This window comes from Embleya sp. L77, assembly GCF_055557415.1.
In genome coordinates this window covers 2,977,405-3,001,604 of sequence record NZ_CM145709.1, presented here as the reverse complement: position 1 = coordinate 3,001,604, position 24,200 = coordinate 2,977,405, and the positions used below count along the sequence as shown (strand labels likewise).

General features: G+C 71.1%; 21 protein-coding genes and 1 riboswitch. Of the genes, 10 read left to right on the top strand and 11 right to left on the bottom strand.

All coding sequences use genetic code 11. The annotated features are described in order from the left end of the window. Positions 1-81 precede the first annotated feature (81 nt). On the top strand, positions 82-1,122 hold the full coding sequence (locus ACZOOI_RS12610; protein WP_465280738.1) for a phosphotransferase family protein: 1,041 nt from the start codon (positions 82-84) through the stop codon (positions 1,120-1,122). A gap of 95 nt (positions 1,123-1,217) precedes the next feature. Then, positions 1,218-1,670, top strand: coding sequence for a universal stress protein (locus tag ACZOOI_RS12605; protein ID WP_396008343.1), 453 nt, complete (start codon positions 1,218-1,220; stop codon positions 1,668-1,670). Positions 1,671-1,889: 219 nt separating this feature from the next. Here ACZOOI_RS12605 and ACZOOI_RS12600 read toward each other — a convergent pair whose 3' ends face one another. Further along, on the bottom strand, positions 1,890-2,633 hold the full coding sequence (locus ACZOOI_RS12600; RefSeq protein ID WP_465280737.1) for a TetR/AcrR family transcriptional regulator: 744 nt from the start codon (positions 2,631-2,633) through the stop codon (positions 1,890-1,892). Positions 2,634-2,852: 219 nt separating this feature from the next. Between ACZOOI_RS12600 and ACZOOI_RS12595 the strand changes: the two genes are divergently transcribed. Both ACZOOI_RS12595 and ACZOOI_RS12590 read left to right on the top strand, forming a co-directional pair. Continuing rightward, on the top strand, positions 2,853-4,184 hold the full coding sequence (locus tag ACZOOI_RS12595) for an NAD(P)/FAD-dependent oxidoreductase (RefSeq protein ID WP_465280736.1): 1,332 nt from the start codon (positions 2,853-2,855) through the stop codon (positions 4,182-4,184). A gap of 223 nt (positions 4,185-4,407) precedes the next feature. Further along, on the top strand, positions 4,408-6,024 hold the full coding sequence (locus ACZOOI_RS12590; protein WP_391588094.1) for a SpoIIE family protein phosphatase: 1,617 nt from the start codon (positions 4,408-4,410) through the stop codon (positions 6,022-6,024). Positions 6,025-6,397: 373 nt separating this feature from the next. Here the strand turns inward: ACZOOI_RS12590 and ACZOOI_RS12585 are convergent, their stop codons facing one another. Further along, positions 6,398-7,666, bottom strand: a complete 1,269-nt coding sequence (locus ACZOOI_RS12585) for an MFS transporter (protein WP_465280735.1) — start codon at positions 7,664-7,666, stop codon at positions 6,398-6,400. Positions 7,667-8,034: 368 nt separating this feature from the next. On the opposite strand from ACZOOI_RS12585, the gene ACZOOI_RS12580 reads away from it, so the two are divergent. After that, entirely contained in the window at positions 8,035-8,589 is a 555-nt protein-coding gene (locus ACZOOI_RS12580; RefSeq protein WP_465280734.1) for a MarR family winged helix-turn-helix transcriptional regulator, read from the top strand. 76 nt (positions 8,590-8,665) lie between these two features. Further along, the gene (locus ACZOOI_RS12575; RefSeq protein WP_465280733.1) at positions 8,666-8,935 is read left to right on the top strand and encodes a hypothetical protein; all 270 of its coding nucleotides are present in this window, start codon (positions 8,666-8,668) and stop codon (positions 8,933-8,935) included. 10 nt (positions 8,936-8,945) lie between these two features. Here the strand turns inward: ACZOOI_RS12575 and ACZOOI_RS12570 are convergent, their stop codons facing one another. Next, the gene (locus ACZOOI_RS12570; RefSeq protein WP_465280732.1) at positions 8,946-9,413 is read right to left on the bottom strand and encodes a DUF6328 family protein; all 468 of its coding nucleotides are present in this window, start codon (positions 9,411-9,413) and stop codon (positions 8,946-8,948) included. A 252-nt stretch (positions 9,414-9,665) separates the two neighbouring features. On the opposite strand from ACZOOI_RS12570, the gene ACZOOI_RS12565 reads away from it, so the two are divergent. Both ACZOOI_RS12565 and ACZOOI_RS12560 read left to right on the top strand, forming a co-directional pair. Beyond that, a complete protein-coding gene (locus ACZOOI_RS12565) occupies positions 9,666-10,586 on the top strand; it encodes a DMT family transporter (RefSeq protein WP_465280731.1) in 921 nt (306 codons plus the stop codon). Between the two features lie 119 nt (positions 10,587-10,705). Then, positions 10,706-10,972: a hypothetical protein gene (locus tag ACZOOI_RS12560; RefSeq protein ID WP_465280730.1), complete on the top strand. Its 267-nt coding sequence runs from the start codon at positions 10,706-10,708 to the stop codon at positions 10,970-10,972. 243 nt (positions 10,973-11,215) lie between these two features. Here the strand turns inward: ACZOOI_RS12560 and ACZOOI_RS12555 are convergent, their stop codons facing one another. The 6 genes from ACZOOI_RS12555 to ACZOOI_RS12530 form a co-directional block, all read right to left on the bottom strand. Beyond that, positions 11,216-11,674, bottom strand: coding sequence for a hypothetical protein (locus tag ACZOOI_RS12555; RefSeq protein WP_465280729.1), 459 nt, complete (start codon positions 11,672-11,674; stop codon positions 11,216-11,218). Beyond that, positions 11,675-13,018, bottom strand: coding sequence for an ATP-binding protein (locus ACZOOI_RS12550; protein ID WP_020552304.1), 1,344 nt, complete (start codon positions 13,016-13,018; stop codon positions 11,675-11,677). A 58-nt stretch (positions 13,019-13,076) separates the two neighbouring features. Further along, positions 13,077-14,588 (bottom strand): SCO6880 family protein, encoded by a 1,512-nt coding sequence (locus ACZOOI_RS12545; protein ID WP_465280728.1) that lies wholly within the window; start codon positions 14,586-14,588, stop codon positions 13,077-13,079. Continuing rightward, positions 14,588-15,901, bottom strand: a complete 1,314-nt coding sequence (locus tag ACZOOI_RS12540; RefSeq protein ID WP_465280727.1) for a hypothetical protein — start codon at positions 15,899-15,901, stop codon at positions 14,588-14,590. The genes ACZOOI_RS12545 and ACZOOI_RS12540 overlap by 1 nt, the downstream gene beginning before the upstream one ends. Continuing rightward, positions 15,891-16,697, bottom strand: coding sequence for a DUF8175 domain-containg protein (locus ACZOOI_RS12535; RefSeq protein ID WP_465280726.1), 807 nt, complete (start codon positions 16,695-16,697; stop codon positions 15,891-15,893). The genes ACZOOI_RS12540 and ACZOOI_RS12535 overlap by 11 nt, the downstream gene beginning before the upstream one ends. Before the next feature lie 316 nt (positions 16,698-17,013). Further along, positions 17,014-17,343, bottom strand: coding sequence for a hypothetical protein (locus tag ACZOOI_RS12530; protein WP_020552300.1), 330 nt, complete (start codon positions 17,341-17,343; stop codon positions 17,014-17,016). A 225-nt stretch (positions 17,344-17,568) separates the two neighbouring features. On the opposite strand from ACZOOI_RS12530, the gene ACZOOI_RS12525 reads away from it, so the two are divergent. Continuing rightward, on the top strand, positions 17,569-18,717 hold the full coding sequence (locus ACZOOI_RS12525) for a bifunctional lytic transglycosylase/C40 family peptidase (protein WP_465280725.1): 1,149 nt from the start codon (positions 17,569-17,571) through the stop codon (positions 18,715-18,717). Positions 18,718-18,856: 139 nt separating this feature from the next. After that, positions 18,857-20,890, top strand: coding sequence for a PIG-L family deacetylase (locus tag ACZOOI_RS12520; RefSeq protein WP_465280724.1), 2,034 nt, complete (start codon positions 18,857-18,859; stop codon positions 20,888-20,890). Positions 20,891-21,125: 235 nt separating this feature from the next. Here ACZOOI_RS12520 and ACZOOI_RS12515 read toward each other — a convergent pair whose 3' ends face one another. Continuing rightward, complete coding sequence (locus ACZOOI_RS12515) at positions 21,126-22,460, bottom strand: transglycosylase family protein (RefSeq protein ID WP_465280723.1); 1,335 nt, start codon at positions 22,458-22,460, stop codon at positions 21,126-21,128. A gap of 2 nt (positions 22,461-22,462) precedes the next feature. After that, a riboswitch (cyclic di-AMP (ydaO/yuaA leader) is annotated at positions 22,463-22,647 on the bottom strand. A 493-nt stretch (positions 22,648-23,140) separates the two neighbouring features. After that, a complete protein-coding gene (gene galE / locus ACZOOI_RS12510; protein WP_465280722.1) occupies positions 23,141-24,109 on the bottom strand; it encodes a UDP-glucose 4-epimerase GalE in 969 nt (322 codons plus the stop codon). Positions 24,110-24,200 lie beyond the last annotated feature (91 nt).

Here is a 24,200-nt window from a genome sequence, read left to right as displayed (position 1 = left end):
CTCGACATCCGAACCCGGCAACTCGACATCGAACGCGGCAACTCGACATCCGAACCTCGGCATCCGGAGCGGAGCGCGAACATGACGGAGGGTCCCATGGCCGAGGCGTTGCGGCCCGAAGCGATCACGAAGTGGCTGGCCGAGCGGGCCGCGGTGCACCCGCCGCTGAACTTCGACCTCGTGCTCGGCGGCCGTTCGAACCTCACCTACGTGGTCTCGGACGCCGACGCGCACCGCTGGGTGCTGCGCCGACCCCCACTCGGACACGTGCTCGCGACCGCGCACGACATGGGGCGCGAGCACCGGATCCTGGCCGCGCTGGGCTCCGGGCGGACCGACGTGCCGGTGCCGTCGGTGCTCGGCCTGTGCACGGACGAGACGGTCAACGGTGCGCCGTTCTTCGTGATGGACTTCGTCGACGGGCATGTGATCCGCTCCGCCGAGGACGCGACCACGATGCTCACGCCGCAGGCCCGGCAGCGGGCCGGCGAGCAGCTCGCGGACGTGCTCGCGGCGATCCACGCGGTGGACGTGGACGCGGTGGGTCTGGGCGAACTCGGCCGTCGCGAGGACTACATCGGGCGACAGCTGCGTCGCTGGCACCGCCAGTGGGAGGCCACCCGGGTGCCCGGAATCGACGCGATCGACGACGTGCACGACGCGCTGGCGGCGTCCGTACCGACGCAGCAGGGCGCCACGATCGTGCACGGCGATTTCCGCCTGGACAACGTCATCCTCGGCCCGGACGGCACCGTGCGCGCGGTGCTGGACTGGGAACTGTGCACGCTCGGCGACCCGCTCGCCGACGTGGGCACCACGCTCATGTACTGGGTCGAGGCGGGCGAGGACGGGGCGTTGTTGCCCGCCGACGGCACCGCGAGCGAGGGCTTCATCGACCGGGCCGCGTTCGCCGCGCGCTACGCGGCGGCCACCGGTCGGGATCTGTCGCACATCCGCTGGTACCAGGCGTTCGCGTGCTGGCGGCTGGCCTGCATCCTGGCCGGCGTGCTCGACCGCTACACCGCGGGCGCGATGGGTGCGCAGGACGCGGCCGGGCGGTTCACCGGCGACGGTCTGCGTGCGCTGGCCGACCGCGCGCAGGAGATCCTCGCGCACGCCTGACCGCCGTCCGGGTGGCGTTCGCGTGCAGAGGTGAGTGCGTGACATCCGGGTGGTATGGGGCCCTCCACATCCGGATTCGGTGACGAGGAGGGCCCATGGCCGACGCTGAGCCGAAGGGCGTCGTGGTCGGCGTGGACGGGTCGGAGCCGGCCCGGCGGGCCCTGGACTGGGCGATGACCGAAGCCGAGCTGCGCGGGTTGCCGCTGTACGTGGTGACCGCGCAGCCCGCGTCCCCGGGCTACGTCGTGCTCGCGCCCGGCCCGCACTACCAGGAGGACCTGGAGCGGGTGCTCGCCGAATTGCGGACCCGGACCGAGACCACCGTGGCCGAGGTGAACGGCGAACGCGAGCGGCCGTTCGGCGGGCATGCCGTGGTCCAGGTGTACTCGGGGACGGCGACCGAGGTGCTGCTCGGGATGTCCGAGCGGCACGAGATGGTCGTGGTGGGCTCGCGTGGCTCCGGCGGCTTCTCCCGCCTGCTGCTCGGCTCGGTCAGCACGGCGGTGGTGCACCATGCGGCCTGTCCGGTGCTCGTGGTGCGCAGCTGATCATGCTCGGCCCGGCCCGGTTGCGCCCTGAGCCGGCTCGATGGCACCCGAAGACCGGTTCGGTTCGAACTCCGGTCGGTTCGAACTCCGGTCGGTTCGAACCCCGTTCGATTCGAACGTTATTCGGCTCGAACCCCATTCGACTCGGGCCGCTTCGACCCGGCCCCGCTTCGACCCAGCCCCGGTTCGACCGGCCCCGCTTCCACCCATCGCCCCGGTTCAACTCAGGAAGAGGGTGTCCAACTCGTCCTGCGTGAACGGCTTTCCGGGCAGCGGGGACGAGTGTCCCGCGTGCAGGCCGTCGAGCAGGATCTCCAGATACCGACCGGCGATGGTCAGTCGTTGCGAGTGCGGAAGTCCGGACGGGGGCAGCAGACACGACATCATCAGCGATATGTCGGCGTCCGAGACATCCGCCCTGAGCAGTCCGCAGGCCTTGGCGCGTTCGACCAACATGCCCACCGCATCGTTGAGTTCGGCGCGCGAGGAGCTCATCTCCTCGGTTACCGGGACCCGCCCGCTGAGGGCGGGGAACAATCGGCCGGCACCCGAGCCGACCGCGCGGCGTAAGTACCTGGCGAGCGCGGACCACGCGTCCGGCTCCTCGTCCAGTGCGTTGACCGCCTCGGCGGTCAGCCGGTTGGTCTCGGCGATCATGATCCGTTGGACCAGCGCCTCCTTGCCGGTGAAGCGGCGGTAGATGGTGCCCACCCCCACGCCGGCGCGGCGGGCTATCTCCTCCATCGGGGCGTCGTAACCCAGCTCGCCGAACACCTCGCGGGCCGCCCGGAGCACCTGCTCCAGATTGCGCCGGGCGTCGGTGCGCAGCTGTGGCGACGGATCGGCCGGCCTGCTCCGTTGCGGCTTGCGAGCCGGTGGAATCGTCGTCGTGTGTCGCCCCCCGACGCCGTCGCCGCCGGTGTCCTGCGTCTTCGTGGTACGCGTACGCGAAGCGCCGCTCATAGCGTCTCCCCCGGAAGGCAAGTGTGTCGATTCCCCCACCAGACCCCGCTTTGCCCAGGGCGTCGAGACTACCCGAACCGACCCCACCCCAGAAGCGGAATCCGACAGCACGGTTGTGAAGATATCGCTGACCGCTGATCTCTCGTCACCAACCGTGCGGGGCACGCAAACCCGTCGAAGATCTGTCTGTGGCGCTCGGAAAGGGGCAGAGTGGGACGCATGACGACCTCGACTCGGCCCGAGCGCATCCTGATCGTCGGCGGCGGCTACGTCGGCTTGTACACGGCCCTTCGCCTGCAACGGAAACTCAAGGCGGGAGAGGCGACGGTGACCGTCGTCGAACCGCAGTCGTACATGACCTACCAGCCGTTCCTCCCGGAGGCCGCGGCCGGCGCCATCTCGCCGCGCCACGTGGTCGTCCCGCTCCGCTCGGTGTTGCCCAAGTGCCGCATCGTGACCGGGACCGTGGAGCACGTGAACCACGCGAAGAAGACCGCGACCATCGAACTGCTCAACGGCGAGACCTACGACGCCTCCTACGACCTGCTCGTGGTCGCCCCGGGCTCGGTCGCACGGACCCTGCCGATCCCGGGGCTCGCCGAGTGGGGCATCGGCTTCAAGACCGTCGAGGAGGCCATCGCGCTGCGCAACCACGTGCTCGAACAGATGGACACCGCCTCCTCGACCCGGGACCCCTCGATCCGCGACCACGCGCTGACCTTCGTCTTCGTCGGCGGCGGCTACGCGGGCGTGGAGGCGCTCGCGGAGCTGGAGGACATGGCCCGCTACGCGTGCCGGTACTACCACAACATCACCCCGGCGGACATGCGCTGGATCCTGGTCGAGGCCTCGCCGCGGATCCTGCCCGAGGTGGGCGAGGACATGGGCCGGTACACGGTCGCCGAGCTGCGCCGACGCGGCATCGACGTACGCCTGAACACCCGGCTGGAGTCGGCGCGCGACCGGCACGTCGTGCTCTCGGACGGCACCGAGGTCGACGCGAGCACGCTGGTGTGGACGGCGGGCGTCAAGCCCAGCCCGATGTTGATCGCCACCGATCTGCCGCTGGACGACAAGGGCCGGCTCAAGGCGCGCGCAACGCTGGAGGTGGACGGGGTCCCGGGGGTGTGGACGGCGGGCGACTGCGCGGCGGTGCCCGATCTGACCAAGCCGGGCGAGGAATTCACCGGCCCCAGCGCGCAACACGCGGTACGCCAGGCGCGGGTGCTCGCCGACAACATCATCGCCACGCTGCGCGACCGGCCGCAGCAGCAGTACCGGCACAAGTACGCCGGCTCGGTGGCCTCGCTCGGCCTGCACAAGGGCGTCGCCCAGGTCTACGGGATCAAGACCAAGGGCCTGCCGGCGTGGTTCATGCACCGCACATACCACCTCAGCCGGGTGCCCACGATGAACCGCAAGATGCGCATCATGGCGGAATGGACACTGGCCCTGATGTTCCGGCGGGAGATCGTCTCGCTCGGTTCGATCGAACACCCGCGCGCCGAGTTCGAGTACGCCACCCGAGGCGACCGCAAGCGCACCGGGTAGGCACGACCGGCCGAGGGGCTCGTAGGCTGAAGCGTTGCCCGAGGGGCGAGTGGGCCGCGACCGGGTCCCGTACATTGCCACAGCGCACTCCTGTGGTACCCCGAACGGGGGCCCGGTCACGGGACGTGATTCCCTCACGGCCGACTTTCGCCCACACTGGTGATGTCACCTGCGGTAAACCTCCATGCGCTTTGCGTGAACGAACTCTCTAGGAAGCGAGCGGTTGAACATCACTCGGTGGGGCGCCCGGCTGGCCGGTGACCGGCGCCGCTCGGTGCCGGCGGCACGCAGCCAGGAATCGAACGACACCTTCCCGTTGCGCGACGTGCTGGCCCACGCGCCCGCGCTGATCGCGGTCACCCGAGGGTCGAACCACGAGCTGTGTTACGTCAACGACGCCTACCGGGCGGTCTTCGGCGCACGCAGGTCGGGTGTTCCGGCCCGGGACGCGCTGCCCGAACTCGCCGAGCACGGGCTGCTGACGCTGATGGATCAGGTCTATCGGACCGGGCGTGGGCGAACCGTGCGCGCCCGCCGGGTCGACCATCGCGGCGAGACCTACCCCGGCATGCCGGAGAGCGAGCGCAGGCACGGCTACTACACGTTCGTGTGCACGCCGGTCCGCCCCGAGGCGGCCGGTCGCGGCGGCGACACGCGAGGCGTCCTGGTCTTCGCGGTCGACGTCACCGACCAGGTCCAGGCCACCGACCGGCTGCGGGAGAGCGAGCGGCGGCACCGGCAGGCCGCGGTCACCCTGCAACGCAGCCTGCTGCCGCAGCGGTTGGAGAACCCCGACGACCTGATCGTGGCCGCCAAGTACCTGCCCGGCGGCACCGACGCCGCGGTCGGCGGCGACTGGTACGACGTGATCACCCTGGGCGCGGGACGCACCGCGCTGGTGATCGGCGACGTGATGGGCCGGGGCGTGCGCGCCGCGGCGGTGATGGGCCAACTGCGGACGGCGGTACGGGCGTACGCGCGCCTGGACCTGCCGCCGCACGAGATCCTGCAACTGCTCGACGAGACCGCGATGGAGATCGACGCGACCCAGATCGCCACGTGCGCCTATGCGGTCTACGACCCGGGCGAGGGCGTGCTGACCTACTCGACGGCGGGCCATCTGCCGCCGTTGGTCCGTGACGGCGAGGACGTGATTCACAAGCTCGACGACGCGAACGGGCCGCCGCTGGGCACCGGCGCGAGTTGGCCGCACACCTCGGGGCGGATCACCCTCGACCCGGGCTCGACCGTGGTGCTGTACACGGACGGCCTGGTCGAACGCCGCGGCGAGGACCTGGACGAGGGCATCGACACGCTGGGCGCCGCGCTGCTGTCGTCGGTGGGCGAACCCGAGGCGGTCCGGGACCACCTCATCGCGCACATGCAGTTGCCCGAGGAACACGACGACGACATGGCGATGCTGGTGCTGCAACTGCCGCGCCGCGAGGGTGCCCAGGCGCGGCTGTTCCGGACCGCGTCGCTGGACCTGCTGGGCGGCAGCGAAGTGGCCGCACGCGGGCGGGCCTTCACTTCGGGTGTGCTGGCCAGTTGGCAGGTCGGTGAGGAATTGCGGGAGATGGGCGTGCTCGCGGTCAGCGAGTTCGTGGCGAACGCGCTCACCCACGGGGCCGCGCCGATGCGGTTGCGCCTTCGGCGCACCGACAAGCGGCTGATCGTCGAGGTCTCCGACGCGGACGACCACGTTCCGCGGCGGCGTCGGGCGGCGGCCGACGACGAGAGCGGGCGTGGGGTGGCGATCGTGGCGACGATTGCCAAGTCGTGGGGGAGTCGGCTCACCGACGAGGGCAAGACGGTCTGGTGCGAGTTCCCGTTGGGCTGATCGGGGGGATTTGGCCTCATGCGCCGGCCGGGCTGAATTGGCTTTCGTCCGACCTTGGGCGTTGGTTGCCTTGGGTTGGCCTCAAGCGCCGGCCGGGCTGAGTGGCCTCAAGCGCCGGCCGGGCTGAGTGGCCTCAAGCGCCGGCCGGGCTGAGTGGCCTCAAGCGCCGGCCGGGCTGGGTGGCCTCAAGCGCCGGCCGGGCTGATTGGTTTTCGTCCGACCTTGGGCGTTGGTTGCCTTGGGTTGGCCTCAAGCGCCGGCCGGGCTGAGTGGCCTCAAGCGCCGGCCGGGCTGAGTGGCCTCAAGCGCCGGCCGGGCTGAGTGGCCTCAAGCGCCGGCCGGGCTGAGTGGGCGTGGCTTGGGGTGGGGCTGGTCAGGCCGGCAGGGGGTGGGGAGTGGGTTGGTGGGAGGGGGTGGACTCGGCGATGACGACGCCGTTTTGGGTCGGGTTGAGGGTGTGGCGCATGCGTAGGCCGAGGATGGTGATCAGGAGCGAGCAGGCCATCAGGACGGCCAGGTAGGGGCCGTACAGGCCGGCGCCGACCATGACGCCGGCGAAGGCCGGGCCCGCTGCCATGGCGAGTTGCTTCACCAGGGACTGGGCCGCGTTGTACTGGCCGAGCAGGTGCGCGGGGGCCAGGTCCGCGACCATCGGTCCAAGCGTCGGCGCGAGCAGCGACTCGCCCACGCCGAGCAGCGCGTACGTGGCGATGATGGTGACCGCCGCCGCGACCTTGTCGTCGTGCACCAGGCCGGACAGCGCCGTCACAATCCAGGCGAGCAGCCAGACCAGGCCGGTGGCCGCGATCACCGTGCTGCGCCGGCGGCGCTGGGTGATCCGCAGGACGGTGAGCTGGCCGAGCACGATCACCGCGGTGTTGGCCGCGAGCGCGACGCCCAGCATGCTCGGCGAGATCCGGCTGACCTCGGTCGCGAACGCCGCCAGGCCCGACTCGAACTGGCCGTAGCAGGTGAAGAAGATGACCGCGCCGACCACACACAGCCGGACCATCGCGCGGTCCTTCACCAGGTGCCGAAAGCCCGAGCCCGGCGCCGTCCCGGCCGGAGCGGCCGGTATCGCGGGCAGCCGGACCGTGCCGCACACCGCGCCGAGCACCAGGAACATCGCGGTCTCGACGGCGAACAGCAGGGTGAAACTGGCCGGCCGCGACGGGTCGACGATCATGCCGCCGATCAGCCCGCCGATGCCCAGGCCGAGGTTGTTGAAGGTGAACTGGAGCGCGAACGCGCGAGCGCGGGTGAGCGCCGTCGTACACCGCACGATCATCGTCGCCAGCGCGGGCTGGATCGCGGCCACGCCGGCCCCGAGCAGCGCGGCGCCCACCATGACCAGCGCCTCGCCGCGGGCCAGGCCCAGGGTCAGCGCGCCGAGCGCGGCCACCACCGAGCCGACCGCGACCACCGGACGGGGGCCGCGCCGGTCGATCGCCGGACCGACCATCGGGAGCGCGCACAGCGCGGCGATGGCGAGCACGCTGAACATCAGGCCGGCCTGACCGGCCGACAGGTTTCGCACCCGCGTCACGTATACGAACAGGAACGGCACCGTGAAACCGCTGCCGAACGCACTGAGCGCGTTACCGAGCTGGATCCGACGCAGAGCGCCTTGGGTCGCCACCACACACCTCCCGACTACCGGTCGCGCGGGCCGGCCGCTCCGGCCCGCGGGGATCGGTCCGCAGGCCGGGCTCGGGCATCCGAAGGCGCGCGAAGGCGGCCGACCCGACCCGTACCGGCTTCCGGGCATGCCCGGGTCCGGCGAGGTGGTCGCCTGGTATCCGCGTCGAGGCGGGCGCGCCGGGGGCGGCCGGGCTGTCGCCCGGGCCCACGCCGGCGTCGTCGCCGTGCCTGATCCGATGAGTCCGAGTCCTCAAGCCTGAAGACTTCAGAGCTAAACTATACGGATCTATAGCCTTGGCGTCCAATGCTTAACGGCGTCGTCCGGCGAGGGCGACGACCGAGCGGGTGGGAGGTGGGATACTTCCCGGCATGACAGAGGGGGCCGAGCAGGCAACAGCGGACGAAGGCGACATCGAGGAATACCTCGCCGTCTTCCAGCGCGAATTCCCCGAGGTGGACCCGCAGGTCGAGACGATCGTGGCGGCGCTGTCCAAGCTCAACCGCCGGATGAGCGTCGCGTACGGCCGCCAACTCACCGCGCTGGGCATCACCAACGCCGAGTGGGAGGTGCTCAAGGCCCTCGTGCTGGTCGGCCGTCCCTACCGGCTCAGCCCCGGCGACCTGGCCCGCCGACTGGGCCTGACCCCCGCGGCGATGACCCATCGGTTGGACCGGATGGTCGCCGAGGACCTGGTCACCAGGACCCGGGACGAACAGAACCGGGTGCGGGTGATCGTCGAACTGACCACCACCGGCCGGGACGTGTGGCTGCGCGTGGTGCGCGAGGCCGCGGTCTTCGAGGCCGGCCTGCTCCAGGACCTGGGGTCGGCCGAACGGCATGCGCTCGCGGCCGGACTGCGCGGCATGCTGGCGCGGGTCGAGGAATCCCAGCCGGACGCGGGCGGGCGCCTGGACACGGAGTGATCCGGCGGGCCCCGAGCGCTGCCACGCTCGGGTGCGCCGCCACGGTGGGACACCGGACGAGAAGGGGACCGGACACATGCGAGTGCGCATTCCGAGGCAACGCACGGACATCGAGCGGCTGGACCGACCGCTGCCCGCGGGCCTGTCCAGGCCGGCCCCGCGCATCCTGCGCGCGCCGCGCCCGAGGAGCCCGCGCCCGGCCGAGGATCCGCTGCTCGACTACCGCATGGTGGTCACCCGCACGCTGATCCGACACCGGCCGATCGACACCGGCGGCTGCGGCTGCGGGGTACCCGAGCCGTGCCCCGTCCGGGCCCACGCGGCCCGCCTGCTGGAATGGGTCTGACCCGCTCCGGTCACGGGAGCAGGTCGCCGTTCCGCCGGAAACGGGTGATCAGCGGCTGGAGCAGCCACACCCACGTGATCAACGCGGCCAGCGGGATCGCCACGGACAGGGCCCAGGTGCGACCGAACAGGTAGTCCACCACCAGCAGGACCGCGGCCGTCAGCGCCACCGACAGGGCGATCGCGCCGGCTATCCCGTAGCGGTTCGACCGGTGCAGCAGCACGTCCTTGGCGTGCCCGCGAAAGAGCAGGCGGTGCTGGACGGCCGGTGCGATGAAGAAGATCGAGGACAGCAGGGTCGAGATCAGCGCGACCAGGAACACGTCCTTCTGGAATTCACTCACCCGCGCGAAGCCCTGCGCGAACGGGACGGTCAACAAGAACGCGAACATGAACTGCACACCCGGGATGGCGACGCGCAACCCCTGCATCAACTCGTTCAGCTCGCGGTCGAGCCGTTCCTTCGACGTTTCGTCCATGCTGGGCTGCTGCCCTGGAAGAAACGTTTCGCACCTGGTGCGCACCGCGAACCTCACGATCGTGCCGCGCGGACGCACTAGGGTGGCGGCCATGCACCACGCCTGGTCCAACTGCCCGCCGCCCCGCCACTGAGCGGGGTGTCCCGGGGTCCGATCCGGTAGTCCCGGGTCGCGGCCCTCGATCGGCCTGGCCCGAACCGGTGCCGCCCCGCTCCGACGTTGTCCTGTAGGCGTCGAAGTCGGAGCCTTTCCATGTCCGTTCGTACCTTCCTTCATGCTGCCCGGAATACCCGGTCCGGGCTCGATCTGTTCGTTGTCGCCGGCGTCCTGTGGGGGACCGGCGGGATCGCCGGTTCGGTGTTGGCCGCCCGCGCCGGGCTGCACCCGGTGGCCGTCGCGGCCTATCGGCTGCTCGCCGGCGGCCTGTTCATCACCGGCTACGCGCTCGCCTGCGGGCGGCTGCGGGTGCGTCGCCCGAGCCGGGCCGAACTCGCCCGGATCGCGGGCGTCGGCGCTCTGTTCACGGTGTTCCAGGCGGCCTATTTCGCTGCCGTGGCCGCCACCTCGGTGAGTCTGGCCACGCTCACCACCATGGTCGCGGTGCACATCCTGGTGACCACCGGCTCGGCCGTGCTGGAGCGGCGCCGACTCGGCCGGTTCGCGATCGCGAGCCTGGTCGTGGCCGCCGTGGGCCTGGCCCTGCTGCTCGGCTCACCCGCCGGCGGCGCCCGCGGCGCACCGGTGGGCGTCGGCTTCGCGCTGGTGGCGGCCGGCGGGTTCGCGGTGTTGACCCTGGACACCCGCCCGGCCCTGCCCGCGCTCGACCGGGTCGCCGTCACCGGGCTCGGATTCCTGTTCGGCGGTTGCCTGTTGTTGCCCGCGGGACTGGCGGTCGGGATGGCCGTGCCGATCCGCACCGACACCCTGGGCGCGGTGCTCTTCCTCGGCGTGGTGCCCACCGCGGGGGCGTACGTCGCCTACTTCATCGCGCTCGGCCGGGCGCACGTGGGCGGCGGCGTCGTGGCGGTGCTGCTCGAACCGCTGACCGCGACCGTGCTCGCCGCGTTCCTGCAGGGCGAGCGGCTCGGCCCGACACGGCTGCTCGGCGGCGTCCTGGTGCTCACCTCGATCGCGGTGCACCACCGCGCGGCCGGCAACCCCGCACGCGGCTGAATCCCGCGGCCCCGTCGGCCCTTCGGGCGGAAACCGTCCCGAACCACCCGTCTCGTCCCCGATTCTCGGCTAGCGTGCGGCACCAGCGGCACACGGCCGGCACAGCACAGGAGGTGCGCATGAGCGTGTCCGAGGGGATCTCCGACGGGGCCGCGTATTCGCCGTTCGACCCGACCGCGCTGCCGGCGATCGGGGGCTACTACAAGAAGCTCCCGCCCACCCCGTGCACCTACGACACGGTGCCCTTACCGATCGAGGCGGTCGACGGCCACCCGGTCGTCTGCAAGAACCGCGCGTGCAAGTACTACCGCAAGTCCGACAAGGTGGAATACAAGTCCGGCCCCCGCGCCTACCGTTGCGAAGAGTGCATGACCTGGACGGACTGATCGTCCGTCGCGACGGAGCCGAGGCGCGGCGCCGGCCCCAGCCGGCCCGGCCGGCCTTCGTGGCCGGCCCACGGGGCGGAACACCCGCCGCACGCCGAAGAGTTCACGCAGGTCGCAATACCGCCAGGGGCATACGCCCACGAACATGGTGGGTCGGGCCGATCGCCGGGTCACCGTACGGCCACGCGGCGACCAGGCCCGGCCACGATCGTGGGGCGCCCTCGGCAGAGGTGCGCACGCGCATCATTCCCCGTCCGGGAGCCGCTGATTCCGCTTCGGGGCAGGTGAATTCGGCGATTCCGCGCCGGCGGCCCGGGCAGCCTTCGCCGCCGCCCGGCGCAGCCACCACCAGAACACCCACCCCACCGCGATCAGCAGGATCAGCACCACGAAGCCGAACGACACCCAGAACGCGGTGGGGGAGGGCAACTGCCCGGGCGGGGTGTCCGGCCACGCGTGCGGGAGGTCGTCGGGGTCGCCCAGCACCGCGCGCAGCGCCAGCGCCGAGTGCCGGTAGGTGACCTCGTCGGGCCAGTCCTTGCCGCTCGCCAGTGCGGCCAGCCCGGTGGACAGCCATATCACCGCCGTGCCCGCGAACAGCAGCAGCAGGCCCGCGATCACCAGGCCGTCGGGGACGCCCCCCGAGGGCGTCCGCCCCGGCGTGGGTTCGCGCGGCGCCGGCGGGTGTCCGTAGGACCCCATCTACGCCGCCGGATCGTCGGCCAACGCCGCCTCGGCACGCACCCGTTCCTCCACCGCGTCCTCGGTCATCGCGCGGTCGGTGTAGACCATCGGCCGCTCGGTGTCGGTGATCAGATGCTTGACCACCTGCACATTGCCGTTGACGTCCCAGACCGCGATGCCCGGGGTCAGAGTCGGGATGATCTCCACCGCCCACCGGGGCAGACCGAGCACCTTTCCGGTCGCCCGGGCCTCGTCCGCCTTCTGCATATACACGGTTCTGGTCGAGGCCATCTTCAGGATCGCCGACGCCTCCTTGGCCGCCGCGCCGTCCACCACGTCGGAGAGGTGGTGCACCACCGCGACGAAGGACAGGCCCAGACGCCGGCCGAACTTGAGCAGACGCTGGAACAACTGGGCAACGAACGGGCTGTTGATGATGTGCCAGGCCTCTTCGACCAGGAAGATCCGCTTGACCCGGTCCGGCCGGATCCAGGTGTGCTCCAGCCACACGCCGACGATGGCCATCAGGATCGGCATCGCGATCGAGTTCCGGTCGATGTGCGACAGGTCGAAGATGATCAGCGGCGAGTCCAGGTCGATGCCGTCCGTGGTCGGCCCCTCGAACATGCCCTGGAGGTCACCGTCGGTGAGCCGGTCCAGGACCAGCGCGACGTCCAGTCCCCAGACCCGGACGTCCTTGACGTCCAGGCTGAGCAGTTCGCACGACTCGGGGGTCGGGTTGCGCAACGCCTCGACGATGTCCGGGAGGATCGGCTGCCGCCCGTGCACGGTGCGCATCACGTGCGTGTGTGCCGCCTTGAGCGCGTAGCCGGCCCGCTCCTGGAGCGAGTGGCCCATCGCCACCTCGATGATGGTGCGCAGCAGCGCCAGTTGGCCGGTGACCGCGATCGCCGGGTCCAGCGGGTTGAGCCGCACCGCGTCGCCGGAGAGGTCGTTGGGGTCCAGCCGGACCGGCTTGACGCCCAGCGCCTCGGCGATCAGGTTCCACTCGCCGACGCCGTCCTCGCCCTGCGCGTCCAGGACCACCACCTGGCGGTCGCGAAAGCGCAACTGGCGCAATACGTAGGTCTTCTCCAGCGCCGACTTGCCGTTCCCGGACTCGCCCAGGACCAGCCAGTGCGGCGCGGGCAGTTGCTGGCCGTACAGCTGGAACGGGTCGTAGATGTAGCCCTTGCCGGAGTACACCTCGCGGCCGATGATCACGCCCGAGTCGCCGAGGCCGGGCGCGGCCGTGGGCAGGTAGATCGCCTGGGCCTGGCCGGTGGACGTGCGCACCGGCAGCCGCTGGGTCTCGCCCCGGCCGAAGATGATGCCGGAGAAGCCCTGGGTCAACGTGGACATCAGACCCGACATGTGATCACCCCATCCATCCCGTCCCCGGCGGCGACACCGCCGGCACTCACTTTCGAATACCCGTCGCGAACGGCAGCGTGTTGACGAACGCGCGGTGCTGCTCGCGGTCGCACCACTCCAGCTTGAGGAAACACTTGCCCGCCGACGCGCGGATGGTGCGCTTGTCCCGGGAGAGCTGGTCGGGATTGCGCGAGGACACCGTGATGTAGCCGACGATGTTCACCCCCGCCGCACCGCCCGCCAGGTCCTCGCCGCGCTGGTCGACCCGGCCGGTGTGGGCCATGTCGCGCGGGTCGACCACGCGGTTCATCTTGGCCGCGCGGGCCGCGTCCGCGTCGTCGTTGGTCTTCTCGGTGAGCATGCGCTCGATCGCGATGTCGGTGGGCTCCAGGTCCATGGTGACCGCGACCGTGCGGATCACGTCCGGGGTGTGCACCAGGAGCGGGGCCAGGAAGTTGACGCCGACCGGGGTCAGCGGCCATTCCTTGATCCACGCGGTGGCGTGGCACCACGGCTCTGCCGAGTCCGACTCGCGGGTCTTGGCCTCCAGGTAGTTCGGGTGTGTCGCGTCCAACTCGGCGGGCCACGCGTAGCGCGCCTGCATGCCCTCGAACGCGTCGATCTGGTGCTCGGGGTCGTACATCGAGTGGATCAGCGAGGCCAGCCGCGCCTCGTTCAGCGGCTGCCGGACCCGGATGTCCGCCTCGGTCAACCGGGCGCACACGTCGGTGAGTTCACGGGCCATCACCACGCCGAGGCCCTTGTCGCCCTTGCCCATCACATTGGCCTCGGCGGCCAGTTCGCGGGTGTAGTGCATGCACGCGATCAGGTAGGCGCGGTGCTGCTCCGACGAGGTGGAGACCATCGACTGGAGCTGCTCGTAGGAGTCCTGCACCCACATCGGCGCCTTGTGGTCGCCGCGCCGAGCGACGTCCTTGGCGTGCGCGTCCGGGTCGGCGGGCAGCGTCCGGGCCAGCACCTGGAGCCGGGTGACGAAGCCGTCGCCGTTGGCCACGTGCTTGAGCAGGGTGCCGAACCGCTCGACCAGTGCCTCCTGGTCCTCCGAGTCGCGCAGCCCCACACCGGGGCCCTCGATCTCGATCGCGGCGGTGACGGTGCGCCGTTCCAGGTGCATCAGCACGGTCAGGTCGTCCGGGCCGAACGGCACGCTGGACCAGGCCACCCGACCGACCCCGGGCGGCGCGCCGACCGCGACGCCCTGCCCGGTCAGCTTGGTGCCCGCCTCGATGACCGCCGACCGGTACGTGGCCCCGCGCTTGAGGGTGCGCTTGTAGGTGCGGTTGATCTCCCACCACTTGTAGAACGTGCGCTTCTTGTACGGCATGTACACGGCGGCGAACGCGAGCAGCGGGAAACCGACCAGGCCGAGGATGCGGAGCACCAGGATCGGCATCAACAGGCCCCACAACAGGGCGAATCCGCCGGCCGCGATGATCAGGAAGATCTCGCCGGGCTCGCGGTTCTTGCCGATGACCGCCGTGGGTTTGGCCTTGCCGATCAGGAAGGTTCGGCGTCGGGCGACCGGTTGCGTAGTCATTACTCTTTACCGTTCCTCGCGTGAGGCGTTGCCGCGGGATTGGCCGGAGGCGGTGGTGCCGGCGTCGGGGCGCCGCCCGAACCTCCGCCCCTGGTGCCATGGGCCGCAATGCCCGACGATACGGCGTTCGCGGTCACCGGGGCAGAGCCGGAACCGGTCGATCCCCGCGAGGCGTGTGCCTGGATGCCCTGCTTCATGTACGTGGCCGGGCCGTTGACCATCGAGGCCGGACCGGCCGACTGCATGGCCTTGCGGCTGCTGTGCAGCGCGGCCATGTCGTCGCCGATGCTGGGCACGAAGCGGTAGATGAGCACGCTGGCGAAGATGGACAGGAACAGGATCGCCAGGCCGGAGAGCACCGAGGAGAACGCGTCGTCCTTGCCGCCGGCGGTGACCGCCGTGGCCAGCCCGAGCACGATCACGATCACCGGCTTGGCCAGCAGCACCGCGATCATGATCCCGGCCCAGCGTCGGACGTGGTGCCACATCGCCTTGTCCACCAGGCCCGAGTACACCGCCGTGCCCAGGATCGCGCCGACGTACAACATCGCCGCCCGGACCAGGAGTTCGACCCACAACACGGCCGCGGCGGCCATCGAGAGCAGCGACACGAAGATGAGCATCACCGGTCCGCCGCCGAGATCGCTCGCGGGATCGAGCGCCTTGGAGAAGCCGCCGAGGAACTTGTTGGTGTCCTGTTGGGTGCCGGTGGCGATGGCCGCGGTGATCGCGTCGGTCATCGAGACGGCCAAATACAGGATCAACGGGGTGAACGCGGACGCGATCACCGCGAGCCACAGGTAGCCGATCGCCTCGCTGATCGCGGTGCCGATCGGGACCCCGCGCACGGCGCGCTTGGCGACGGCCAGTATCCACAGGATCAGGGTCAGGAACGTGGACGCGGCGAACACCACCGCGTACTGGCGCAGGAAGCCGGGGTTGGTGAAGTCCACCTGGGTGGTGTCGTTGACCGCGCCGGCCAGCTTGTCGATGATCCAGGTCGCCGCGTCGGCACAGCCCTTGGCGATCGAGCCGAGCGGGTCGGTGACCGTGCCCAGCGTGCCGGTGCCCGGGGCGCCGGGACCGCCGTTGTTGCAGATGTCCTTCGCCGGGCCGGTGAGCAGGTCGCACTCCGGCTTGCTCGCGGGTGCGGTCGCGCCGGGCGTGCCGGTCGGCGGTGTCGTGGCGCCGGGTGTCGGCTCGGCCCACACGCGCGTGGCACCGAGCACGAGGAGGGCCTGCACCGCGGCCAGTGTCCCGCCGAGGGTCAGGAATCGGTTGCGAGGGCTGCGGCGTTCCCGGTCAGCGTGCATGGCGCAATTCCCCGAACTCCCCGTCGGCCTTGGCGATGTCGTTGGCGCTGGACGGATCCTGTAGTCCGGAGACCGGAGTCGGGCCCTCCTTCTGGCTGAACTCGACCAGCTTCCAATCGCCGTTCACCCAGGACAGCTTCATCGTGGTGGTGTTCCACGCCTCGGCCACCGGCTTGGTGGAGCCGACCCCGGCCATGCCCACCACGCCCACGCTCCACACCTCCACGGTCGCCGAAGCGGGAGTGAAGGCAACGGATTTGGTGCCCATCGGCACAGCCCGACAAACGAAGGTCTGACCCTTGGGCGGGTTCCCGTCGGGCTGAAGGCCGAAAGTCGCGGTCTGTGCCCGGAATGCATGGTCGACGCGCGCGAGCAGACCGTCGCGGATCGCCGGATCGGTGATCGTGGTGATGATCGCGGCCCGCGGCTGGGCCCGGAACATCCGATCCGAGCCGTACGCGACGACGAAGTTGGCCGCGGCCGACTGGGCGCCCTCCGCGGTCTGCGGGTAGCCGACCGGCACGCCCGACTCGGTGCGCTCGGGCAACTGCGCGGCGGACAGCGGCGGTCCGCCGGATGCCTCGGCGGCCGTGGAGGTCTTCCCGGCGTCCTTGGCGGTCGAGCCGCCGTCGTCGTCGGAGCGGTTGGCGGCGAACAGCAGGGACACGATGACCACGGCGATCACCACCACGACGCCGATCCCGGACAGTATGGGGTTGCGCCTGGGCTCCGGACTCTCCGGCGAGGAGGTCGGTCTGGGCAGGCGGGTACGCGTGGCGGGTTCCTCATCGCTCATGGCCTGTCCCCCCTCACCGCGGCAGGCCGGAAGTTACGGACGACCTGCGCGCACAACACAGTCCCCGGGGGCGGAGCGCCGCCGGGTTCGGTTGCAGCCGGAACGATCTTCCCAGACGGGAAGTCATTTCGGTGGCACCGCGCTGTCGTGTGAACACAGGCTCGATTGTCCGGTAAAGGAACCGGAATTGCTGCTCTGCCCCGGATGCGGAATGGGGCATTCCGTTTTCGGGGCGCACGGCGCACCGGAGTGCGCCGCGCCCGGGACAAAACACCACGGGATTCGCCACCTTGGGGACGGCAGGGTGCGAATCGGTCTAGATCGCCATTCCGTACACAATCGTGAACAGCGTCCCGAGCGATCCGATGATGAAGACGCCGGTCAGGCCGGCGATGATGAGGCCCTTGCCCTGCTCCGCGCTGAACGTGTCGCGCATCGCGGTGGCCCCTATGCGCTGCTTCGCCGCGCCCCAGATCGCAATGGCCAGGCAGAGCAGCAGGGCCACGGCCATGATCACCTCGACCATGATCCGGGCTTCGCCGCCCAGCCTTGCGAACGGGCCCCAGTTCGGAGCTATGCCGCCGATGATCGTATTGATGTCGCCGTTGCCGTTGCCGTTGCCTTCGCCAAGAAACACGTTGTTCACCGCCCCCGAGGTCGGGCTTTTGGTTGTCTCCGGTCGCATTCGACCGGAGGAGTGGTCGTTCGTTTATTGTGCTGTGGGGAAGCCGATCGGGCTACCACCTCGGCAAGTGTGTCTGCTCACTGTGTGTATCACGGGTGATTGCGCTGAGCAATCGTGGCGCGCACAATGTGCTCGGAGTGTCCGTCGCGGCCCCGTCCCGGTCGCGGAGAATCGGGGGTGCCTGCGATGCGCAAAGCCTGGGTGGCCGGTGGCATCGCATTCGCGATCCCCTTCGGTCTGGTCGGTCTTCTCACTGTAGGCGTGGGCGCGATGCAATCCGCATCCGGCAGCCAGGGCGGAGTCGGCGGCACGATGTCGCTCGCGCCCGGCACCGTGCCGGCCGCGTACGCGGCCACCATAGACAAGTGGGGCAGGCTCTGCCCGGAGATCTCGCCGGCGCTGCTGGCCGCGCAGCTCTACCAGGAGAGCGGCTTCGACCCGACCGCGGTGAGCAACGTCGGGGCCCAGGGCATCGCCCAGTTCATGCCCACCACGTGGCCCGAGTGGGCCACCGACGGCAACGGCGACGGCAAGTCGAGCCCGTGGGATCCGGCCGACGCGATCCCGGCCGCCGCGCGCTACGACTGCTCGTTGGCCAAATATGTCGCCTCGGTGCCCGGCGACCGGACCAACAACATGCTCGCCGCGTACAACGCGGGCGCGTACCGGGTGATGCAGTACAAGGGCATCCCGCCGTACACCCAGACCCAGGACTACGTGAAGTCGATCCGCTCGCTGGAGCAGAGCTTCGGCGTCGTGCAGACCCCGCTGCAGCCGATGGCGCTCGCGGCGGGTGCGGTCAACTGGGCGCAGACCAAGCTCGGCACCCCGTACCTGTGGGGCGGCGAGGGCACCGCGGCCGACGGCGGCCGGTTCGACTGTTCGGGGCTGACCCAGGCCGCCTACGACACCGTGGGCATCAAGCTGCCCCGGGTGGCCAACGACCAGTGGAACGCCGGCCGGCATCCCTCGCGCGACCAACTCCTGCCGGGCGACCTGGTGTTCTTCGCCACCGACCTGCGCGACCCGCGCAGCATCCACCATGTCGGGATGTACGTCGGCAACGGCCAGATGATCCACGCGCCCTACACCGGCACGGTGATCAAGTTCGGCCCGATCGACAAGCCGGACTACATCGGCGCGACCCGAGTCACCCCCGAGGGCGCGAAGTCGCTGCCGGACCGCAGCCCCGGTTCGGCGAACAACGACTCCGGCGCGGGCAGTCCGGCCGCCGACCCCGGTCGCTCCCCGGCCGGGGGCGGCAAGGTGCCGACCCGACTGCCCGCCGCGGCCGAGCCGCGCACCGTAGGGACGGGCGGCGCGCGGGCGCGCTGACCGCCGCGGCGATCCGGCGCGTGGGCCGGGCGTGCCGCGCCGGGCGTGCCGGACGCAGGTGTGCCGGGTGCGGGTCGCGGTCGACGACCGGCGATGATGAGGCCGGTTCGCCCGCGACGGCAGAAAGGTCCCAGCCGACATGGCGATGATCCCCGGCACCGGCAGGTTCACCGCGGTGGTCGGTGTCCTGGCGCTCGGCTTCGCGCTCGCGGTGGTGAAGGTGACCGGGCCGTACGGCTCGCCCCCGTATCACGCGCCGACCTCGCCGATCGGGATCGAGACTTTGGCGCCGCGGCCCGGCACGACCGGTGCGGTGATGCAGGTGGTCGCGCATCAGGACGACGACCTCTACTTCATGAACCCCGACGTCGACCGGGCGGTGCGCGCCGGCACGGACAGCGTGACGGTCTTCCTCACCGCGGGCGAGGCGGACGGCCGCAACGGCACCGGCGGGCGCCCGGATCCGCAGGCGTACGCGGCGGCGCGCAACAACGGCGCGCGCGCCGCGTACGCGTTCATGGCCCTCGGAGACCGCACGGCGCGCTGGGAGCGGCACAGCGTGCGGTTGCGCGACGGCGCGCACGCCGAACTCGACCATCTGGTGGATGCCCCGAACATCAAGCTCGTGTTCCTCAACACGCGCAAGGAGGAGGGCATCGGCGCGCGCGGGCGGCTGCGCACGTTGTGGAACGGCAGGGAACGCGAACTCGACACGCTGGCCGCCCGGGACGAGCCGGCCGGCGGACCGTACTCGTACACCAGGGATGGCCTGATCGACTCGCTCGCGGACCTGATGCGGGCCCAGACGCCGACCGTGGTGCGCACGCTCGACCCGGACCCCGATCGACAGCGGCACGACGGGGCACACCCCGCACACTCGGACCACGGCGGCGTCTCCGACCACCAGGACCACACCGCCGCCGCGCAGTTCACCTGGGAGGCGCTGCGCCGGTACAACGCCGCGCGGCCGGCCGCGAGCGCGGCGGCGATCGCCTACCGGGGCTACTACAACGAGCGCTGGCCGCACAATCTCGCGCCGGCGGCCCGCGAGCGCAAGGACGAGATCACCCGGGTGTACGGCTGGACCGACCGGGTGCGGCACTGCCCGGGACGGGTGGACTGCGGCGACCTCAAGGTGCGCGACACCGCCGCTCGGACCAACTGGCCGCAGAGCACCACGTATCGCTTTCCGGACGTCGGCCCCCGGCCGGTGCTCGGCGCGGACGGCCGGCTGACCGCGTGGGCCGTGCTCGGCGGCCGGGTCACCCGGTGGACCCAGGAGGGGGTCGGCGCCGCGGCCTGGACTCCGGCGCAGTCCATGCCCGGCCCCGGTGACGGCGAACTCGCCCCGGGACCGGCCGCGGTGCGCACGCAGGACGGCCGGATCGCGGTGTTCGCGCTGCGGATCGGCGGTGCCCGGCGCTCCGACCGGGACCGGTTCGAGATCGTCACCGCGACCGAGACGACGCCCGGCGGCGCCTTGGGTCCGTGGCGGGGGCTGGGCAGCCCAAACGGCGGTGAACGCGGCCCGGGCACACCGGTGGTCCGGGCCGACGGCGCGGGCGGGCTGCATCTGTTCGTGCGCGATCGGGACAAGGGGATCAGCACCCGCTTCCGACCCGCCGGCAGCGAGGAGTGGTCGGACTGGCAGGACCTGGGCGGCGGCGAGATCGTCGAGGGGCCGAGCGCGGTGACCCGCCCGGACGGCCGGGTGACCGTCTTCGGCACGGCTCGCGAGGGCATCCGGTACTGGGACTTCGTCGGCGACCGGTCCGGTCCGCCCGGCACGATCGCGGCCGAGCGGCCGGTGGGGGCGCCTGCGGCCTGGGTGGGCGCCGACGGCCGGGTCGGCATCGCGCACCGGCGGGCCGGCACGGCGGAGATCGCGAGTGTGGTCGAAGTCGGGCCCGGCGCCTGGACGCCGGGTGACCCGCGCACCGCGGGCGCGGGTCACGAGGCGCTGTACCCGCTGCCCCGGCCGGACGGCACGACGGTCGTCTGTACCCGGGACGCCGAGGGCCGTCCGGTCGTGGTGGGCGTGGCCGGGCCGCCGATCGTGCTCGACGAGCACGCGGTCGCGGTCGGTCCCACCGGCGCGACGGACGGCGCCGGGCAGCCGGTGGTCCTGTGGCTCGGACCGGACGGGGCGCTGCGCACGGCACGGCTTTCCTGACGATGTGCCGGGCGGCGCCCGGCCGTTCCGCCGGGGTGCTGTGCGCCGTACGGCCGTCTCGACGCGGCGCTGTGCACCATGCGGCCTTTCGGCGGCACGCTGGGCACCACACGGCCGTCCCGACGGCAGATCCGGCCCGCCGTGAGCGGCACCCGCGCGGACACCCGCCCGGACATGCGAACGGCGGGCGCTCCCCGAAGGGAACGCCCGCCGGACGGCGCGGGAGAGCGGTGGATCAGACGCTGACGCCGTGGCTGCGCAGCCACGTCATCGGGTTGACCGCGGAGCCGTAGTTCGGCGTGGTGCGGACCTCGAAGTGCAGGTGCGGGCCGGTCACGTTGCCGGTCGCGCCGGAGAGCGCGATCTTCTGGCCGGTCTGCACCTTCATCCCGGCCTTGACCGAGATCGAGGAAAGGTGCGCGTACTGGGTGTACTTGCCGTCCGCGTGCCGGATGACGACCTCGTTGCCGTACGCGCCGCCCCAGCCGGCCGACACGACGGTGCCCGAGGTGACCGCGCGCACCGTGGTGCCGGTCGAGACCGCGAAGTCCTGGCCGGTGTGGCTGCCGCTGGACCAGCGCGAGCCGCCGGCGCCGAAGCTCGACGTGAGCGTGGCGCCCGAGACCGGGGCGACGTAGGCGCCGGAGGCTTTCTCGGTGCTCGCGGAGGGCTTGGCGTCGCTCTTGGCGGCCTCGGTCTTGACCGAGGTCTTCGGCGCGGCCGGCTTGGTCTCCGCCTTCGGCGCGGCCTTGGGGGTCTCCGGCTTCTGCACCTCGACCTTGGGCGCGGCGGCCTCGGTCTTGGTGGTGGTCGGCGCGGCCTTGCCGTCGACCGTGAGCTTTTGGCCCGGGAAGATCAGGTCCGGGTTCTCGCCGACCACGCTCTTGTTGGCCTCGTACAGCTTCGGCCAACCGCCGGGCACGTGCGCGGCGCCGGCGATCTTCGAGAGCGTGTCGCCGGCGACCACGACGTAGGACGACGTGGCGGCGGAGTCCGACTTGGCGACCGGCTCGGTCTTCGGGGTCTCGGTCTTGGGAGCCTCGGCCTTGGGGGCCTCGGACTTGACCTCGATCTTGGGCGCGGCGACCGTCTTCTTCGGGGTCTCGGCCTTGGGAGTCTCGGTCTTGGGCGCCGTCTTCGGCGCGGTCTTGCCGGCCGAGGAGCCGGTGTCGACGTCGGGGGTGGCGCCGCCGCGGGTCAGGCCGGCCTTGACCGAGCACACCGGCCAGGCACCGGGGCCCTGGCTCTTGAGCACCTTCTCGGCTATCGCGATCTGCTGGCCCTTGGTCGCCTTGTCGGCGCGCGGGGCGTACTGCTGACCGCCGAACTCGTTCCAGGTGCTCTGGGTGAACTGCAGGCCACCGTAGAAGCCGTTGCCGGTGTTGATCTGCCAGTTGCCCGTGCTCTCGCACTGGGCGACCTTGTCCCAGGTGCTCACGGAGGCGGCCTGGGCCGTGCCCGCGCCGATGATCGGCATGGCGACGCCGACTCCGGCGACACCCGCCGCGGCGATCAGACGCGTGGTCCTACTGGTGCTGCGACGGCGATGACGCCCGGTTCCGGACAGCATGGCTGGATCCTCTCCCACGCCTACGAGGTGAGCTGTCGGATTCGGGCCGGAGATCGATAGCCCGGCCACATCCCGAAGGACGTGGCTTCACCCCAAGCCGTTCGCGGCGTCCGATCGTTTCGATCGGGGCCGTTCGCGGCGGTTCACCTGTGGTTCCCCCGCTCCTGTCGTGTGGTGCTCGTCAGCCTCCCGAACGGCCGGCGACAGGATTCGGCGTACCGGCGATCGGGGTCCGTGTGGGATACGGACGGATCGAACGCTAAGCAGGCCCGGACGTAGATCACAAGTCCGTGTCGGATAGACGTCGAATATCCGATTTGCGGATGAGCGCAATGTAGATGATCCCTTACGGAAAGGACCGTAGTTGGCGTTCCGTGGTGGATGCGTTGGAAATGCGTGACAGGGGCGCCCGGTTGCCGTGCATGCGGATCGTCCGGAAACGATTACCTACGCCCCGCTTGTCACATCGGCATCGCGCGTAGCGTCGCGCGGAGGGTGCCCATGCCCACCCGGACGGGCGTCCGCACTCGTGGCCGGCGTGAGCTACCCCACAAAACAACAAGCCGCATGTCCGATTCATCCCGGGCGACTTCATGCCCGCCGACCCCGGCCCGAGCGACCTCGTTCCGCCGCGCCGACGGCCGACGACCCACCGGCGCGGCGTCCCACACTCCGCCGTCTCAGCCGCGCAGCGCCCGCCAGCCGGCCCATGCGCTCTGCACCATGTCCGACGTGCCATGCCGGGCCTTCCAGCCCAACTCGGTGGTGATCAGGTCGGCGCTCGCGACCACCCTGGCCGGGTCGCCCGCGCGCCGTGGCTGGTACTCCGGTGCAAGGTCGCGCAAACCGGTGACCTCGGCGATGAGTTCCACCATCTCGCGCACCGACGTGCCATTGCCGCGACCCACGTTCAGCACCAGGCGCGCGTCCGGATCGGCCGCCAGTCGACGGGTGGCGGCCACGTGCGCCTCGGCCAGATCCACCACATGGATGAAGTCGCGCACGCACGTGCCGTCCGGCGTGTCGTAGTCGTCCCCGAAGATCACCGGCGCCTGATTGGCCGTCAACTTCTCCAGCACCATCGGCACGAGGTTGAACACGCCCTTGTCCGCGAGCTCGGGCGCGCCCGAGCCCGCGACGTTGAAGTAGCGCAGCGAGGCGTACGAGATCCCGTGTGCGCGCGCCGTGGCCTTGATCATCCACTCGCCGACGAGCTTGCTCTCGCCGTACGGGTTGATCGGCAGGCACGGGGTGTCCTCGGTGACGAGGTCCACGTCGGGCATGCCGTACACGGCGGCGCTGGAGGAGAACACGATGCGGGTGACGTCGGCCGCGACCATGGCCGCCAGCAGGGTGCGCAGACCCTCGACGTTCTCCTCGTAGTAGAAGAGGGGGCGCGCGACCGATTCGGGCACCTGCTTGCGGCCCGCGGTGTGCACCACGCCGGCCACGGCGTGCGCCCGGAAGACCTCGTCGAGCAGCGCCCGATCCAGCACCGAGCCGACCACCAGCGGCACCCCCTCGGGAACCCGCTCGCGCGAGCCCGAGGACAGGTCGTCGACCACGACCACGTCCTCACCGGCCGCGAGCAGCGCCCGCACGACATGCGTCCCGATGTACCCGGCACCGCCGGTGACAAGCCACTTCATGGGACGACCCTATCCGCCATCCCGGGCTCGCGGCGCAGGCACGGCGACCGGTCCGACGCACGGCGGGAAGCCCGCCATGCGGTTGAAGGAC